At 61.3% G+C, this 14,454-nt stretch carries 12 protein-coding genes; 3 read left to right on the top strand and 9 right to left on the bottom strand.

Going from position 1 to position 14,454, the window contains the following annotated elements; translation table 11 throughout:
* The first annotated feature begins 12 nt into the window (after nt 1–12).
* The 3 genes from OPU96_RS11895 to OPU96_RS11885 are packed head-to-tail and all read left to right on the top strand — an operon-like array spanning nt 13 to nt 4,296.
* Nucleotides 13–1,137 carry a GNAT family N-acetyltransferase gene (locus OPU96_RS11895; RefSeq protein ID WP_498559109.1) on the top strand — a complete coding sequence of 375 codons (1,125 nt, stop codon included), beginning with the start codon at nt 13–15 and terminating at the stop codon, nt 1,135–1,137.
* Nucleotides 1,137–2,909, top strand: coding sequence for a sensor histidine kinase (locus OPU96_RS11890; RefSeq protein ID WP_226455957.1), 1,773 nt, complete (start codon nt 1,137–1,139; stop codon nt 2,907–2,909). Before OPU96_RS11895 ends, OPU96_RS11890 begins: the two co-directional genes overlap by 1 nt.
* Nucleotides 2,899–4,296: a sigma-54-dependent transcriptional regulator gene (locus OPU96_RS11885; RefSeq protein WP_498559108.1), complete on the top strand. Its 1,398-nt coding sequence runs from the start codon at nt 2,899–2,901 to the stop codon at nt 4,294–4,296. Before OPU96_RS11890 ends, OPU96_RS11885 begins: the two co-directional genes overlap by 11 nt.
* 131 nt (nt 4,297–4,427) lie before the next feature.
* Here the strand turns inward: OPU96_RS11885 and OPU96_RS11880 are convergent, their stop codons facing one another.
* The 9 genes from OPU96_RS11880 to OPU96_RS11840 form a co-directional block, all read right to left on the bottom strand.
* The gene (locus tag OPU96_RS11880; protein ID WP_226455955.1) at nt 4,428–4,766 is read right to left on the bottom strand and encodes a GlpM family protein; all 339 of its coding nucleotides are present in this window, start codon (nt 4,764–4,766) and stop codon (nt 4,428–4,430) included.
* Complete coding sequence (gene aauR / locus OPU96_RS11875; protein ID WP_192297321.1) at nt 4,766–6,103, bottom strand: two-component response regulator AauR; 1,338 nt, start codon at nt 6,101–6,103, stop codon at nt 4,766–4,768. Before aauR ends, OPU96_RS11880 begins: the two co-directional genes overlap by 1 nt.
* On the bottom strand, nt 6,100–8,001 hold the full coding sequence (gene aauS / locus OPU96_RS11870) for a two-component sensor histidine kinase AauS (protein WP_305392147.1): 1,902 nt from the start codon (nt 7,999–8,001) through the stop codon (nt 6,100–6,102). Before aauS ends, aauR begins: the two co-directional genes overlap by 4 nt.
* Before the next feature lie 197 nt (nt 8,002–8,198).
* Nucleotides 8,199–8,933 (bottom strand): amino acid ABC transporter ATP-binding protein, encoded by a 735-nt coding sequence (locus tag OPU96_RS11865; protein ID WP_226455953.1) that lies wholly within the window; start codon nt 8,931–8,933, stop codon nt 8,199–8,201.
* Nucleotides 8,930–9,601 carry an ABC transporter permease subunit gene (locus tag OPU96_RS11860; protein WP_192297318.1) on the bottom strand — a complete coding sequence of 224 codons (672 nt, stop codon included), beginning with the start codon at nt 9,599–9,601 and terminating at the stop codon, nt 8,930–8,932. Before OPU96_RS11860 ends, OPU96_RS11865 begins: the two co-directional genes overlap by 4 nt.
* Entirely contained in the window at nt 9,601–10,347 is a 747-nt protein-coding gene (locus OPU96_RS11855) for an amino acid ABC transporter permease (protein ID WP_192297317.1), read from the bottom strand. Before OPU96_RS11855 ends, OPU96_RS11860 begins: the two co-directional genes overlap by 1 nt.
* A gap of 194 nt (nt 10,348–10,541) precedes the next feature.
* Complete coding sequence (locus tag OPU96_RS11850) at nt 10,542–11,468, bottom strand: glutamate/aspartate ABC transporter substrate-binding protein (RefSeq protein WP_192297316.1); 927 nt, start codon at nt 11,466–11,468, stop codon at nt 10,542–10,544.
* Nucleotides 11,469–11,782: 314 nt separating this feature from the next.
* Nucleotides 11,783–13,321, bottom strand: a complete 1,539-nt coding sequence (gene glpD, locus OPU96_RS11845) for a glycerol-3-phosphate dehydrogenase (protein ID WP_226455952.1) — start codon at nt 13,319–13,321, stop codon at nt 11,783–11,785.
* Nucleotides 13,322–13,623: 302 nt separating this feature from the next.
* Nucleotides 13,624–14,379, bottom strand: a complete 756-nt coding sequence (locus OPU96_RS11840; protein ID WP_226455951.1) for a DeoR/GlpR family transcriptional regulator — start codon at nt 14,377–14,379, stop codon at nt 13,624–13,626.
* Nucleotides 14,380–14,454: the final 75 nt, after the last annotated feature.

The raw sequence follows: 14,454 nt of genomic DNA, 5'->3' as shown, positions 1-14,454 counted from the left end.
TAAGGGAAAAATGTGATTACCGCCCAAGCCTTCCCCAGCATCCGGGCCCTCCAGCGCAGTGCCTGGAATGACTGTTTTCCCGGTGCTCTGGAGGACTGGGACTATTACGTCGCCGTGGAAAGCGCCGCCATCGCGGATTTCCAATGGCGGTACCTCGCGGTGTACGAAGATGGAACGCTGGTGGCCGTGGCTGCCGCGTTCATCACCCATTACCGCCTTGACACCACGGTGTCGGGCGCCGGCAAGCGTTTGACCGAACGCCTTGACCGGCTGTGGCCGGGTCTTTTGCAGTTGGGCTTGTATGCCCTCGGTTCCCCGGTAGCCGAGCGCTGCGACGTCGGCTTCGCCAGCAGCGTGCCTGAATCGCGCCGCCCGCAGTTGCTCAAGCATCTGCTCGCCGCCGCACGCCAGGACGCCGATGAGTTCGGCATCGGCCTCGTAGCGGTCAAGGACGCGCCAAGCAACGATCCGCACTGGTCCGACAGCTGCCGCGCCGCCGGCTTCCAAAGCATGCCGAGCTTGCCCACGGGCGTGTTGCCGCTGCCCTATGGCTCGGTGGACGCCTACCTCGGTTCCCTGGGTAAATCCACGCGCAAGGACCTGCGCCGCAAACTGCGTGCACCGGGGCCGCGGGTCGAGTGGCGACGCAATATCGACGATGTGCTACCCGAGATCATGCGCCTGTACGAAGCTACGCTCACCCGCGCCGACTTGCAGTTCGAGCGCCTGCCCGCTGGCTACTTCACCGGTGTGCTGGAACGCCTTGGGGAGCGCGCGGTATGTGTTCTTTACTGGGTGGATGACCACCTGGTGGCGTTCAACCTGATCCTGCTGGACGAGCACCGCCTGGTGGACAAGTTCTTCGGGCATGACGTTGAATTCAGCCGTGACTACAACCTGTACTTCCGCAGTTGGCTGACCAATGTCGACTACTGTATTGAACACAAGATTGCCGTCTACGAGTGCGGACAGGCCGGGTATGCCAGTAAGCTGCGCCTGGGCTGCGAGTTCCAGGGCAACAGCGTGTTTTTCCGGCACCGCAACCGGCTGGTCAACGGCCTGCTCAAGCTAGTAAAACTGTTTATTCGACCGGATCGTTCCGACCCTGCCATGGCTGCTGCGATAAGCGAAACCTGATGATCACCAAGACCCGCCAGAAAGCCCGCCCCTTTGCCATCTCACGCTGGAGCGTCCAGCGCAAGCTGGTGTTGGCGTTTTGGCTGGTCAGTGTGATCCCCACCATGATCGCGGCGGAGTTGGCCGCCACCACCTTGTCGCAGATTTTCGACAGCAACGTGCGGATCTGGCTGCAAGAGTCGACCCGTATCGTCAAGGACGAGATCGGCGACATCGTTCATGACAACGCGCGCATGGCCAAACTGTTCCTGCGCTACGCCAGTCCGCCGTCGGGCAAGCAAGCCGCCAAACACGACCGGCTGACCGCGGATATTGCCGACGCAACGGACATCGACGTGGTGGCGCTGATTCGCGTCAGCGACCACAAAATCATGTTCAGCACCGCGCCCGATGACATCGTCAAACAGATCAACCTGACCGGCAATGCGGTGCTGCAAACCGTGAGTGTGTCGGGTGTCGATACCGGCATCGTGGTCTCGACGTTCGAGACCAACAAGGACGGCGTCGATTACCTGCTGCTGGTGGCCACCTATCTGGACAGCAGTTTCCTCACCAGCGTGGCCGAAGTGCATTCCCTCGACCTGCGCCTGTACCTGGCCAACCCCAAGGGCTTCTCGGAGATTTTCTCGACCCAGCGTTTCCAGGATCATCCCTCGCGCATCCCCAGGGACGTCGAAGCGGCAATGCGCAGCACGCGCCAGCCCAGCGAGCAATTCACCAACAACTACAGTGGCTTGTACTGGCCGATCTTCAATGATGCCGGTGAGTTGCAAGGCGTTATCTTCAGCGGCCTGCTGCGCCACACCAGCCTGGTGGGGCTGGTGAACCAGAGCAATCTGTTCGTGCTGATCTTCCTGGTCAGTTCGGCGTTGTCCCTGGGCGCCGGGGTGTTGGTGTCACGGCGCCTGACCCAGCCGTTGCGTGACCTGTCCGAGGGGGTGAGTGCGGTGATCTGCGGTAACTACCAACACCGCGTGGCGGTCAGCGGTGGCGACGAACTGGCCCAGTTGAGCAGCACCTTCAACCACATGACCGAGCGCCTGGGCGAGTTGCATCACCTGGAAGCGCAACTGCGCCGGCGTGATCGCCTGCATGCCCTGGGTGAAGTCGCCATGGGCCTGGCCCACGAAATCCGCAACCCGTTGGGCATTATCAAGACGGCGACCCAACTGCTGCACCGGCGCGCTGACCTGGCGGAAACGGACAAGCGTCATCTGGAATATGTGGTCAGCGAAGTCAGCCGGATCAACGAACTGATCACCGAGTTTCTCGACTTCGCCAAACCCAACCCGCCGTTGCGCGTGTTGCAGGCGGCCCGCCCGCTGGTGGATGAAATCCTCGGCTTTTGCGCGCCGGAACTGGCCAGCCATAAGATCGATGTGCAGCTCGATGATCAGGCGCCGGGCGCGACGATTTATGCCGATGCCAAGCAGCTCAAGCAGGCCTGCCTCAACCTGATCCTCAATGCCATCGACGCGATGCCCGAAGGTGGGCGGTTGACCGTCGGTATTCGCACGCTTGGCGACGGCACCACGCAAATCAGCATCGCCGACAGCGGCCAAGGCATTGCGCCCGAGATGATCGAGCGCATTTTCACGCCTTTCGTCACCACCAAGGCGTCGGGCACGGGCCTGGGGCTGGCCAAGGTCTACTCAATCATGGAAAGCCACGATGGCAGCATCGAATGCGTCAGCGAGGTCGATGCCGGCGCCACCTTCAGCCTGTATATTCCAGCGATTGACCAAGACGACGAGGACAACCATGACGTATAGCATTCTGGTGGTCGACGACGAACCCAAACTCTGCGATCTGCTGGCATCGGCCCTGGGCCAGAACGACATCCAGGTCTTCATTGCCGGTAACGGCCTGCACGCGCTCAAGGTGCTGGAGCAGGAAGACATCGACCTGGTGATCAGCGACTGGCGCATGCCCGGCATGGACGGCCCGGCGCTGCTGGCCGAGATCAAGGTGCGTTATCCCCAGGTGCCGGTGATCGTGATGACGGCCTACAGCACCGTGAAAAACGCCGTGCAATCGATGCGCAACGGCGCCTACGACTACATCGCCAAGCCCTTCGATATTGATGAGCTGGACATCACGGTGGCCAAGGCCTTGCAGTTTCGCGACATCCTGCGTGACAACGCGCGCCTGCGCGCCGAGCTGGATGAACACGCCCAGTTCGACAGCCTGGTCGGCGACAGCCCGGCGTTTCGTAGCGTGTTGCAGGCGGTGGACGCGGTGCGTGACAGCACCGCGACGATCCTGCTCACCGGCGAGAGCGGCACCGGCAAGGAAATGGTCGCGCGGGCTATCCACAAGCATGGCAGCCGCGCCGACAAGCCGTTCGTGGCGGTCAACTGCGCGGCGATCCCCGAGGGGCTGCTGGAAAGCGAAATGTTCGGCCATCGCAAAGGCGCGTTTACCGGCGCGGTGTCGGACCGGATCGGACGCTTTCAGCAGGCCGATAAGGGCACGCTGTTTCTTGATGAAGTGGGCGACATGCCGCTGGCGTTGCAGGCCAAGATCCTGCGCGCGTTGCAGGAGCGGGTGATCGAGCCGGTAGGCGACCCCCGAGAGCGCAAGGTAGACGTGCGGGTAATCGCCGCCACCAACAAGAACCTGCTGGAGGCGGTGGCCAACAAGGAGTTTCGCGAAGACTTGTACTACCGCCTCAACGTGTTCCCGATTCCCTTGCCTGCCTTGCGCGAACGCGTGGAAGACATCGCGCCCCTGGCCCGGCACTTTGCCCACACCCTGAGTGCCACGGCCGGCAAGCGCATCACCGGCTTCAGCCCGGAGGCGTTGCAGGCGATGGCGGCGTATCACTGGCCGGGCAATATCCGTGAACTGCAAAACTGCGTGGAGCGCGCGACGATTGTGGCGGCCACGCCGGTGATCGAAGACATCGACCTGCCGGGGTATCTGTTTGCGTCGAAGCCAAGTGAAGCTGGCGTTGCTGCGATCCTCAGTGACGGGCCGGGGATTCCCCAGGACCTCGACGCTGCGCTGGCTGAGGTAGAGAAGGCGTACATTCTGGCGGCATTGCAGGAGAGCAATGGGGTGCAGGCGGCTGCGGCGGCGAATATCGGGATTTCGGAGAGGAGCTTCTGGTATCGCCTGAAAAAACTGGGCATCCAGGTCGACAAGATCGTGCGCTGATCTTTCTGTCAGTCACTGATCCAAATGTGGGAGCGGGCTTGCTCGCGAATGCGGTGGTTCAGTTGGAATATCTTTGACTGACACACCGCTTTCGCGAGCAAGCCCGCTCCCACATTTTTAACCGAGTTGTGTCAGGTGTGCAGGCGTACCCAGACAGTGACCAGCACAGTCGCGGCCATCAGCCAGGCAACTGCCGCGACGGCCAACGAGGCTTCAAGCCGCAACCGATCCACCATCACATACAACGTCGCCAAATACACAAAGTACGGAATGATCGACCACATCCCGAACAGGATCGTGGTCTTCAAATCTTCCACCGAGCGGCCTTTGCCGACGATGTAGTGGGCGATCAGCGCAAAGGTCGGGAACAGCGGCACCAGGCCGGCGATGTAGTAGTTCCTGGTCTTGGCCAGCGCGGCCAGGATCAACACGACTGCCGCGCCAAGGGCGGCTTTGAGGAACAGGTCCATCAGTGGCTCAACCCGTATTTTTTGACCTTGTCGAACAGGGTGGTCTTGGCCATCCCCAGTTCCTGGCTGGCTTGCGTCAGGTTGCCGCCACTGCGTTGCAGGGCGTCGCTGAGCAGGTTGCGTTCGAAGGCTTCCACCGCTTCGGTAAAGGCCAGGCCCTGGCCGCTGCCGGCCGCGCCGCTTTTCTTGAAGGCGGGCAGGCCGAGGGCGAAGCGTTCGGCGACGTTGCGCAGTTCGCGCACGTTGCCCGGCCAGTCGTGGCTCATCAGGCTCGACAGGGTCTGGTTGTCCAGCTCCGGCACCGCGCGGTCGAAGCGCAGGGACGACTGCTGCAGGAAGTGTTCGAACAATTGCAGGATGTCTTCGCGACGTTCGCGCAGGGGCGGCAGTTCCAGGGTGACCACGTTGAGGCGGTAGTACAGGTCGCTGCGGAACTGGCTGGCGCGGCTCAGTTCATCGAGGTCGGACTTGGTCGCGGCGATCACCCGGCAATCCACTGCCACGCTCTGGTTTGAACCCAGGCGTTCGAGGGTGCGTTCCTGCAACACCCGCAGCAGTTTGATTTGCAGGTTGATCGGCATGCTTTCCACTTCATCGAGGAACAGCGTGCCCTGGTGGGCGTGTTCGATCTTGCCGATACGGCGCTTGCCGGCGCCGGTAAACGCGTTGGCCTCGTGGCCGAAAATCTCGCTTTCGAACAGGTTCTCCGGCAGGCCGCCGCAGTTGAGGGCGACGAACTGGTGGTCATGACGGCGGCTGAAATCATGCAGGCAGCGGGCGACCAGTTCCTTGCCGGTGCCGGTCTCGCCTTCGATCAGCACGTTGGCCGAGGTGTCGGCAACGTTGGCGATCAGCTCGCGCAGGTTCTGCATGGCCGGCGAGCGGCCGATGATGCGGCCTTCGAGGGAGTCGCGCTCGGCCAACTGGCGGCGCAGCGCCCAGACTTCTCGCGCCAGCCCGCGTTGCTCCAGGGCTCGGCGGGCGACGTCGACCAGGCGTTCCGGGGAGAAGGGTTTCTCCATGAAATCGTAGGCACCGTTGCGCATCGCACCGACCGCCATGGAGATGTCGCCATGCCCGGTGATCAGCACCACCGGCAGGCTTTTATCCAGGGCCTTGAGGCGCGTGAGCAACTCCAGGCCGTCGATGCCCGGCAGGCGAATGTCGCTGATGACGATACCGGCAAAGTTCTCGTCGATGCGCTTGAGCGCTTCTTCGGCACTGCCCACGCCGATGCTGGGAATGTCTTCCAGCGACAGGGCCTGCTGGCAGCCGAGCAGTACATGGGGATCGTCTTCGACAATCAGGACGGTGAGGTCTGCGGGGTTGGTATTCATGTCGACTCAGCTGTTTGAGCACCCACCAGCGGCAGGCACAGGACAAAGGCAGTACCACCACCCACCGGATGCTCCACGGCAAGATTGCCGCCGGTGGCCGCGGCGAGGCTGGCGGACAGGGTCAAGCCCAGGCCCAGGCCTTGCTCGCCGGGTTTGGTGGTGAAGAACGGTTCGAACAGATGCTTGCGGGCCTCGGGGTCGATGCCGTGGCCGTTGTCACGCACATGCAGGCGGTATTTGCCCTCGCTGCTGCTGCCTTCCAGCCACAGTTCGGGGGCCGGCTGGGCTTGCATGGCGTCGACGGCGTTGCCGATCAGGTTGACCAGGATCTGCTCCAGGCGTGTCTGGTCGATCTGCAATTGGGCGTGGGCAAAATCGCGGTGCACGGTCAGCGGCAGGCTGTCCAGGCGTGGGCCGAGCACCTGGAACGCGGCGTCCACCGCCTTGTTCAGGCTGGCTTCGCCCTGATCGTCGCCGCGTCGGGCAAACGATCGCAGGCTGGCGGTGATGCGGCCCATGCGGTCGATCAGTTCGTTGATGGTTTGCAGGTTGGCGCTGGCGGTGTCCAGGGCGCCGCGTTCGAGGAAGCGCACAGTGTTGCCGGACAAGGTGCGCAGCGCGGCCAACGGTTGGTTCAGTTCGTGGGCGATGCTGGTGGACATCTGGCCGATGGCCGCCAGTTTGCCGGCCTGCACCAGTTCATCCTGGGCGCGGCGCAAGGTCTCTTCGGCCTGGCGTCGTTCGCGGATCTGGCCTTTGAGGCGTTCGTTGCTGGCGCGCAGGTCGGCGGTGCGTTCGGCGATCCTTCGTTCCAGCTGGCTATTGGCTTGCTGCAAGGCTTCGCGGGCGGCGAGGCGGGTGGCGATGACCTTGCGCCGCTCGTTCCAGGCAATCAGCAGGAATGCCACCAGGCCAAAGGCGACGGCCACCAGGATGCCCTGGTTGATCGCGGCGCGGCGCAGGTCGTTGAGCGGGGTGAGCAGGGTGAAGTTCCACGGGGTGTCGTTGAGCGGGCGGGTCTGCGCCAGGTAGCTGACTTCCTGCTCGTCGTTGACCACTTCACTGTTGGCCGGGAAGGTGAGCTTCTCGGCGCTTTCGTTCAGGCGCTCGCGGGCCAGGGGTTCCAGCTCGTTGAGCGTGGCCCAGTAATATTGCAGGCTGTGGGCCAGGCGGTCCTTGGTGTCATCGCTCAACGGACGCACGGCCTTGAGGCGGCGGGCCGGGTCGCTGGAGAGAATGATGATGCCGTTCTCGTCGCTCACGAAGGCTTCGAGCCGCGCGCGTTGCCAGCGTTCTTCGAGGGCTTCGAGGCGCACCTTGACCACGGCCACGCCGATGATCTTGCCGTGCTCTTCCAGGCCGTGGGCCAGGTAGTAGCCGGGTTCGCCGTTGGTGCTGCCGATGCCGTAGAAGCGCCCGGGCTGGCCACGCACGGCGTTCTGGAAATAGGCGCGGAAGGACAGGTCTTCACCCTGGTAACTGTCGGCATCGCGCCAGTTACTGGTGGCCAGCACACGGCCGGTGGTGTCCATCACATAGATGGCCCGGCTGCGACTGCGTCGGTTCAGGCCTTCGAGGTAATCGTTGACGGTCTTGCGGGTTTCCTGGTTCGGGTCGGCCAGCAGCTTGGAGACGCTGGACTCCAGCTCCAGAAGGCTGGGCAGGTAGGTGTATTTGCTCAGTTCGCTTTCGACGGTACGGGCATGCAGTTCCAACTGGCGCTCGCCGGTGTCGCTGAGGGTGCGGATGCCGTAGTAGTCACTGACCCAGAAGCCGATATAACCCAGGCCGACCATCAGGATGATGATCAGTGGCGGCAGGAACAGTTGGCGAATCAGACGAGGCTTCACGGCAAGTGATGGCGGCGCGGCGCGATATTGATTGGGGTCGCATTTCATCACAGATGCCTTGGGTCAACCAGCAGTGCGAGCAGGCTTCTGTAGTGAGCGGGCTTGCCCCGCGCTGGGGGGCGAAGCCGCCCCAAAACCAGGCACCCTAGTTCTATCTGGAGAAATACGGTGACTGGGTTAGGGCGGCTTCGCCCCCCAGCGCGCGGCAAGCCCGCTCACTACAAAAAGCCCGCGCGGCGTTGGTTTTAGTGTTGCAGGATTTTCTCAAGGAAGTGCTGCGCGCGTTCGGAGCGGGCGCTGATATCGCCGAAGAACTCTTCTTTCTGGCAGTCTTCGATGATCTTGCCGGCGTCCATGAAGATCACGCGGTCGGCCACTTTGCGTGCGAAGCCCATTTCGTGGGTCACGCACATCATGGTCATGCCTTCCTGGGCCAGTTGCACCATCACGTCGAGTACTTCGTTGACCATTTCCGGGTCGAGGGCCGAGGTCGGTTCGTCGAACAGCATGACGATCGGGTCCATGGCCAGCGCGCGGGCAATCGCCACACGTTGCTGCTGGCCGCCGGAGAGTTGGCCAGGGTGCTTGTGGGCGTGTGCCGACAGGCCGACGCGCTCAAGCAACTGCAGGCCTTTTTTGGTGGCTTCTTCCTTGCTGCGGCCCAGCACCTTGATCTGCGCGATGGTCAGGTTTTCGGTGATGGTCAGGTGCGGGAACAGCTCGAAGTGCTGGAACACCATGCCCACTCGCGAACGCAGCTTCGGCAGGTTGGTCTTCGGGTCGGCGATGGAGGTGCCGTCCACGATGATGTCGCCCTTCTGGAACGGTTCCAGCGCGTTGACGCACTTGATCAGGGTGGATTTGCCCGAGCCGGATGGCCCGCACACCACGATCACTTCGCCTTTTTTAACCTCGGTGCTGCAATCGGTCAGCACCTGGAAGTCGCCATACCACTTGTTGATGTTCTTGATAGAGATCATACGGCAAACCTTTTTTGCAGACGCTTGACCAGCAGCGAGGCGGAAAAGCTGATGATGAAGTAGACGACACCGGCGAAGATCAGGAACTCATTGGAGCGGCCGATGATGTCGCCGTTGGAGCGGGCGGAGTTGAGGAAGTCCACCAGGCCCACGGTGTAGACCAGCGAAGTGTCCTGGAACAGGATGATCGACTGTTGCAGCAGCAACGGGGTCATCTTGCGGAACGCCTGGGGCAGGATGATCAGGCGCATGGTCTGGCCATAGGTCATGCCCATCGCTTGCGCCGCACCCATCTGGCCCTTGGGGATCGACTGCACGCCGGCCCGCACGATTTCACAGAAGTACGCGGCTTCGAACATCATGAAGGCCACGACGCAGGAGGTGAACGCGCCGATCGGGGTGTCTTCGCCGGTGATCCAGCGCAGCACGAACGGCACCGCCAGGTAGAACCAGGTGATCACCAACAGCAACGGGATCGAACGGAAGTAGTTCACATAAGCGCCGGCCAGGCGCGACAGCAGCTTGCTGGACGACAGGCGCATCAACGCCAGGACCGTACCAAGGGCGATGCCGCCGACCACGCCCATGACCATCAACTTCAAGGTCATGACCATGCCGTTCCACAGGCCTGGGATGGCGGGGATGATGCCGCTGAAATCGAGTTCCATTATTTACCCCCCACGGAGATCAGGCCGGGCACCGCGACTTTCTTCTCGACCATGCGCATGAGCAGCATCAGGCTCATGTTCAGGGTGAAGTAGATCAGCGTAGCCAGGGTGAAGGCTTCAAACAGGTTGGCCGAGAACTCGGCGGTCTGCTTGGTTTGCGCCAGCAGTTCCATCAGGCCGATCAAGGACGCCACGGAGGAGTTCTTGAAGACGTTGAGGAATTCCGAGGTGAGCGGTGGAATGATGATCCGGTAGGCCTGGGGCAGCAGCACGTTCCAGTAGATCTGCGGCAGCTTGAAGCCCATGGCGCGCGCGGCGGATTCCTGGCCGCGTGGCAGCGCCTGGATACCGGTCCGCACTTGCTCGCACACCCGCGCTGCGGTGAACAGGCCCAGGCACACCACGACGCTCAGGTAGGCCGAGGTGGTCGGGTTGAGGTCTTGCTTGTACCAGTCCTGCAGGTTTTGCGGCAGCAGGTCGGGGATCAGGAAGTACCAGATGAACAGCTGCACCAGCAGCGGCACGTTACGAAACAGTTCCACGTAGCAGGTCGCGATGCCCGATACGATACGGTTTGGCACGGTGCGCATGACCCCCAGAATGGAGCCCAGCAGCAAGGCGATAATCCATGCCACGACAGCGATGGCGATGGTCCAGCCCAAGCCGGCGATGTACCAGTCGAGATAAGTCTCGCCGCCCACGCCGGTGGACTTGAAGAACACGCCCCAGTCCCAGTTGTAATTCATTAGGGTCTCCCCTCGAAGTCGATCGATGTACAAGCACCCGCTTGGGGAAAATCCATTCCCGCCCGGCGGTGAACGCCAGGCACACAAGATCGGCTCGAAAACCGCCAGGTCGAGTGTTCCAAATAAAAGCCAGCAGGTAGTAACAGACGCCTGAGGGAGGGTTGGCTCCCTCAGGAGATAAGGTTAGTCAGGTTTTAGATCTTTACTTCCGGAGCCGGCTTGTCGGTCGGGTTCTTGATCAGTTCCTTGACCTTGTCGCTCATCGGGAAGTTGAGGTTCAGGCCTTTTGGTGGGATCGGGCTTTCGAACCACTTGGCGTAGATCTTGTTGATTTCGCCGGACTTGTACAGGCCGACGATGGCGTCATCCACGGCCTTTTTGAAGGCTGGGTCGTCTTTACGCACCATGCACGCGTAGGCTTCGAAAGACTGCGGAGTACCGGTGATGACCCAGTCGTCCGGCTTCTTGGCCTTGGCTTCTTCACCGGCCAGCAGTGCGTCGTCCATCATGAACGCTACGGCACGGCCGCTTTCCAGCATCTGGAAGGATTCGCCGTGGTCTTTGGCGGAGATGATGTTCATGCCCATCTGCTTGTCGGCGTTCATCGCCTTGATGATGCGCTCGGACGTGGTGCCGGCGGTGGTCACGACGTTCTTGCCTTTCAGGTCGGCAAAGTCGCTGTAGGACGGTTTGCCGTCCTTGTCTTTCTTGACCAGCAGGCGGGTGCCGATTTCAAACATGTTGATGGTGAAGTCAACTTGCTGGGCGCGCTCGGCGTTGTTGGTGGTGGAACCGCACTCGATATCGACGGTGCCGTTCTGAACCAATGGAATACGGGTCTGCGATGTGACCAGGTTGTATTTGGCCTGCAGATCGGGTTTGTTGAGGTCTTTCTTCAGGGCTTCGACGATGGCCAACTGAATGTCGTGGGAGTAGCCCACTGGCTTGCCCGAACCATCCGCGATGTAGGAAAACGGAATGGAACTGTCGCGGTGCCCGAGGGTGATGGTGCCGGAGTCGTTGATTTTTTTCAGCGTGCCGGTGAGTTCGGCGGCGAATACTGGAGTGCTGATCAGAGCAGCAGCGATAGCTGCGCCCAGGATATGGGGAACGATGCGCATCAATACTTCCTCGACATTTGTTTTTTTTATGAAGCCGGCTAGACGGCTCTCTTGTACAGCGAATGCCCGTAACGGCTCCTGAGGCGTCTCAGGCAATCGTCATGGAGTGTAGAGCATGAGTCGTGCCAGACCAGTACTTAAAGGTTAAGCAGTTGATTTATATGATGATTTAGTTTTTTTGGTGGCGAACTTTCTTACGTTTGGTCCGGCAAACCGAATAGCCATGAGGTTGGCGTTCGGAAAACCGAATGGCAAGGCAGGCATAAAAAAGCCCCTGGACCTCACGGCACAGGGGCTTTTGCGAGACTGAGCGGTCAGGCCGCTTCGATCTTGCCGCGATTGTGCTCAACCTTGGACAGGTAACGCTGCACGTTGGCTTGTTCTTCCGGCGTGGTGAACAGGCCAAGCTTGGTGCGACGCCACAATACGTCCTGGGATTGGGTCGCCCATTCTTCGGTGCACAGGTAGTCGACTTCGCGGGTGTACAGGCCACCACCCAGGTGTTCGCCCAGGTCGGCCAGCGACTGTACGCCTTCCAGCAGGCGCCAGGTGCGGCTGCCGTAGGTGGTGGACCAGCGACGTGCGATTTCGCTCGGTACCCATTCGAACTTCTGGCGAATCGCTTCGGCCAGCGCTTCTGGCGTGGTCATGTCTTCGCCGCCGGGCAGGCTGGCCTTGGCGGTCCAGCTCGGACGCATCTGGGTGAAGTACGGGGCCAGTTGCGCCATCGCCGATTCGGCGAGCTTGCGGTAGGTGGTCAGCTTGCCACCGAACACCGACAGGATCGGCGCCTCGCCTGTGCCGCCGGACAACGCCAGGGTGTAGTCGCGGGTGATGGCCGACGGGTTGTCCGACTCGTCGTTGCACAGCGGGCGCACACCGGAGTAGGTGTGGACGATGTCATCGCGGCTCAGCTGTTGCTTGAAGTGGGCGTTGACCACCTTGAGCATGTAGTCGGTTTCACCTTCGGTGATCGCAACTGCAGCCGGGTCGCCGGTGTATTCGCGGTCGGTGGTGCCGATGATGGTCAGGTGGTTGAGGTACGGAATGGTGAAGACGATGCGCTGGTCTTCGTTCTGCAGGATGTGCGCGTGGGCGCCTTCGTAGAGTTTCGGCACGATCAGGTGGCTGCCCTGGATCAGGCGGATGCCGTAGGGCGAATCCAGCTTCAGGTCATCCTTGATGAACTTGGCGACCCATGGGCCGGCTGCGTTCACCAGTGCACGGGCACGGATCGAGAACAGGCTGCCATCGGCGCGTTCCATGTTCATTTCCCACATGCCGTTGCTGCGGTGTGCGCTGATGCAACGGGTCTGGGTGTGGATGTGCGCGCCTTTTTCGCGGGCGGCCATGGCGTTGAGGACTACGAGGCGGGCGTCATCGACCCAGCAGTCGGAGTATTCGAAGCCTTTGGTGATTTCGCTTTTCAGCGGGCTGTCCGGGCCGAACTTGAGGCTTTTCGAACCTGCCAGCTTTTCACGCTTGCCGAGGTGATCGTAGAGGAACAGGCCCGCGCGAATCATCCAGGCCGGACGCAGGTGTGGGCGGTGCGGCAGCACGAAGCGCATTTGCTTGACGATATGCGGCGCCTTGGCCAGCAGCACTTCACGTTCGGCGAGGGCTTCGCGCACCAGGCGGAATTCGTAATGTTCGAGGTAGCGCAGGCCGCCGTGGATCAGCTTGCTGCTGGCGGAAGAGGTGTGGCTGGCCAGGTCGTCCTTTTCGCAAAGGAATACCGACAAACCGCGCCCGGCTGCGTCTGCTGCAATACCGACGCCATTGATCCCGCCGCCGATAACGGCCACGTCATAGACTTCGGCAAGCGGTGGGGCAGGCAAGGTGGAAGGGTTCATCGGCTGGCCTCGCGATTTTTATCTTGGAATTCGAACATTAATGTTCATTTGCGAAAATGGTAGCTGATAAACGCGCCCACAGCCACCCGACTTCGATTGAAAAAATTCATCGACGGGCTGGAGAGGGAAAAATTGTGAACATGAGCCAGATGCAGGCTTGGGGAGGTCGGTGTTGGATAGATCGCCTTCGCGAGCAAGCCCGCTCCCACATTCGACCGCATTCCTATGCTGGAACTCGGTCAAGTGTGGGAGCGGGCTTGCTCGCGAAGGTGGCGGCGCAGGCGCCGGAGAAGTCGAAGGTTTTAAACGACTTCCAGCCGCACCTTATGGTCATTCAACAATTGCACCAGCGCCGGCACCGGCTGCTGATCGGTGACCAAACAATCCACCAGGCTGATCGGCCCCAGGCGAATCATGGCATTGCGCCCGAATTTGCTGGAGTCCGCCGCCAGGATCACCTGACGCGCATTGGCGATGATCGCCTGGGAAACCCGTACTTCCTGATAGTCAAAGTCCAGCAGGCTGCCGTCTTCATCGATGCCGCTGATGCCCACCAAGGCGAAATCCACCTTGAACTGGTTGATGAAATCCACACTGGCCTGACCCACCACGCCACCGTCACGGCGCACATTACCGCCGGTCAGCAGCACATCGAAGTCGTCCTTCGCGCTGAGCATGCTGGCGACGTTGAGGTTGTTGGTGATGATTTTCAGGTGGCTGTGGTTGAGCAGCGCACGGGCGATGGATTCGGTGGTGGTGCCGATATTGATGAACAACGAGGCGTGATCGGGGATCTGCGCGGCGATGGCTTCGCCGATGCGCTGTTTCTCGTCGCGCATCTGGTCGGCCCGCATGGCGTATGCGGTGTTTTCGACACTGGAGTCATAGGCCGCGCCGCCGTGGTAGCGGCGCAGCAGATTGGCGTCCGCCAGCTGGTTGATATCGCGGCGGATGGTTTGCGGGGTGACGACGAATAGCTGCGCCATTTCCTCGATGCTGACGTAGCCGCGTTCGCGGACCAGTTCGAGGATTTGTTGTTGGCGGGGAGGCAGATTCATTGGGCGTCCTTTGGGCTGCCATACAAAAGTGGCCCATGATGACGCAGGAATCTGCTCCCTGCCAGTTACAACCGG

This window comes from Pseudomonas sp. RP-B7, from assembly GCF_059803535.1.
This window is presented reverse-complemented; position numbering and strand designations above follow the sequence as displayed.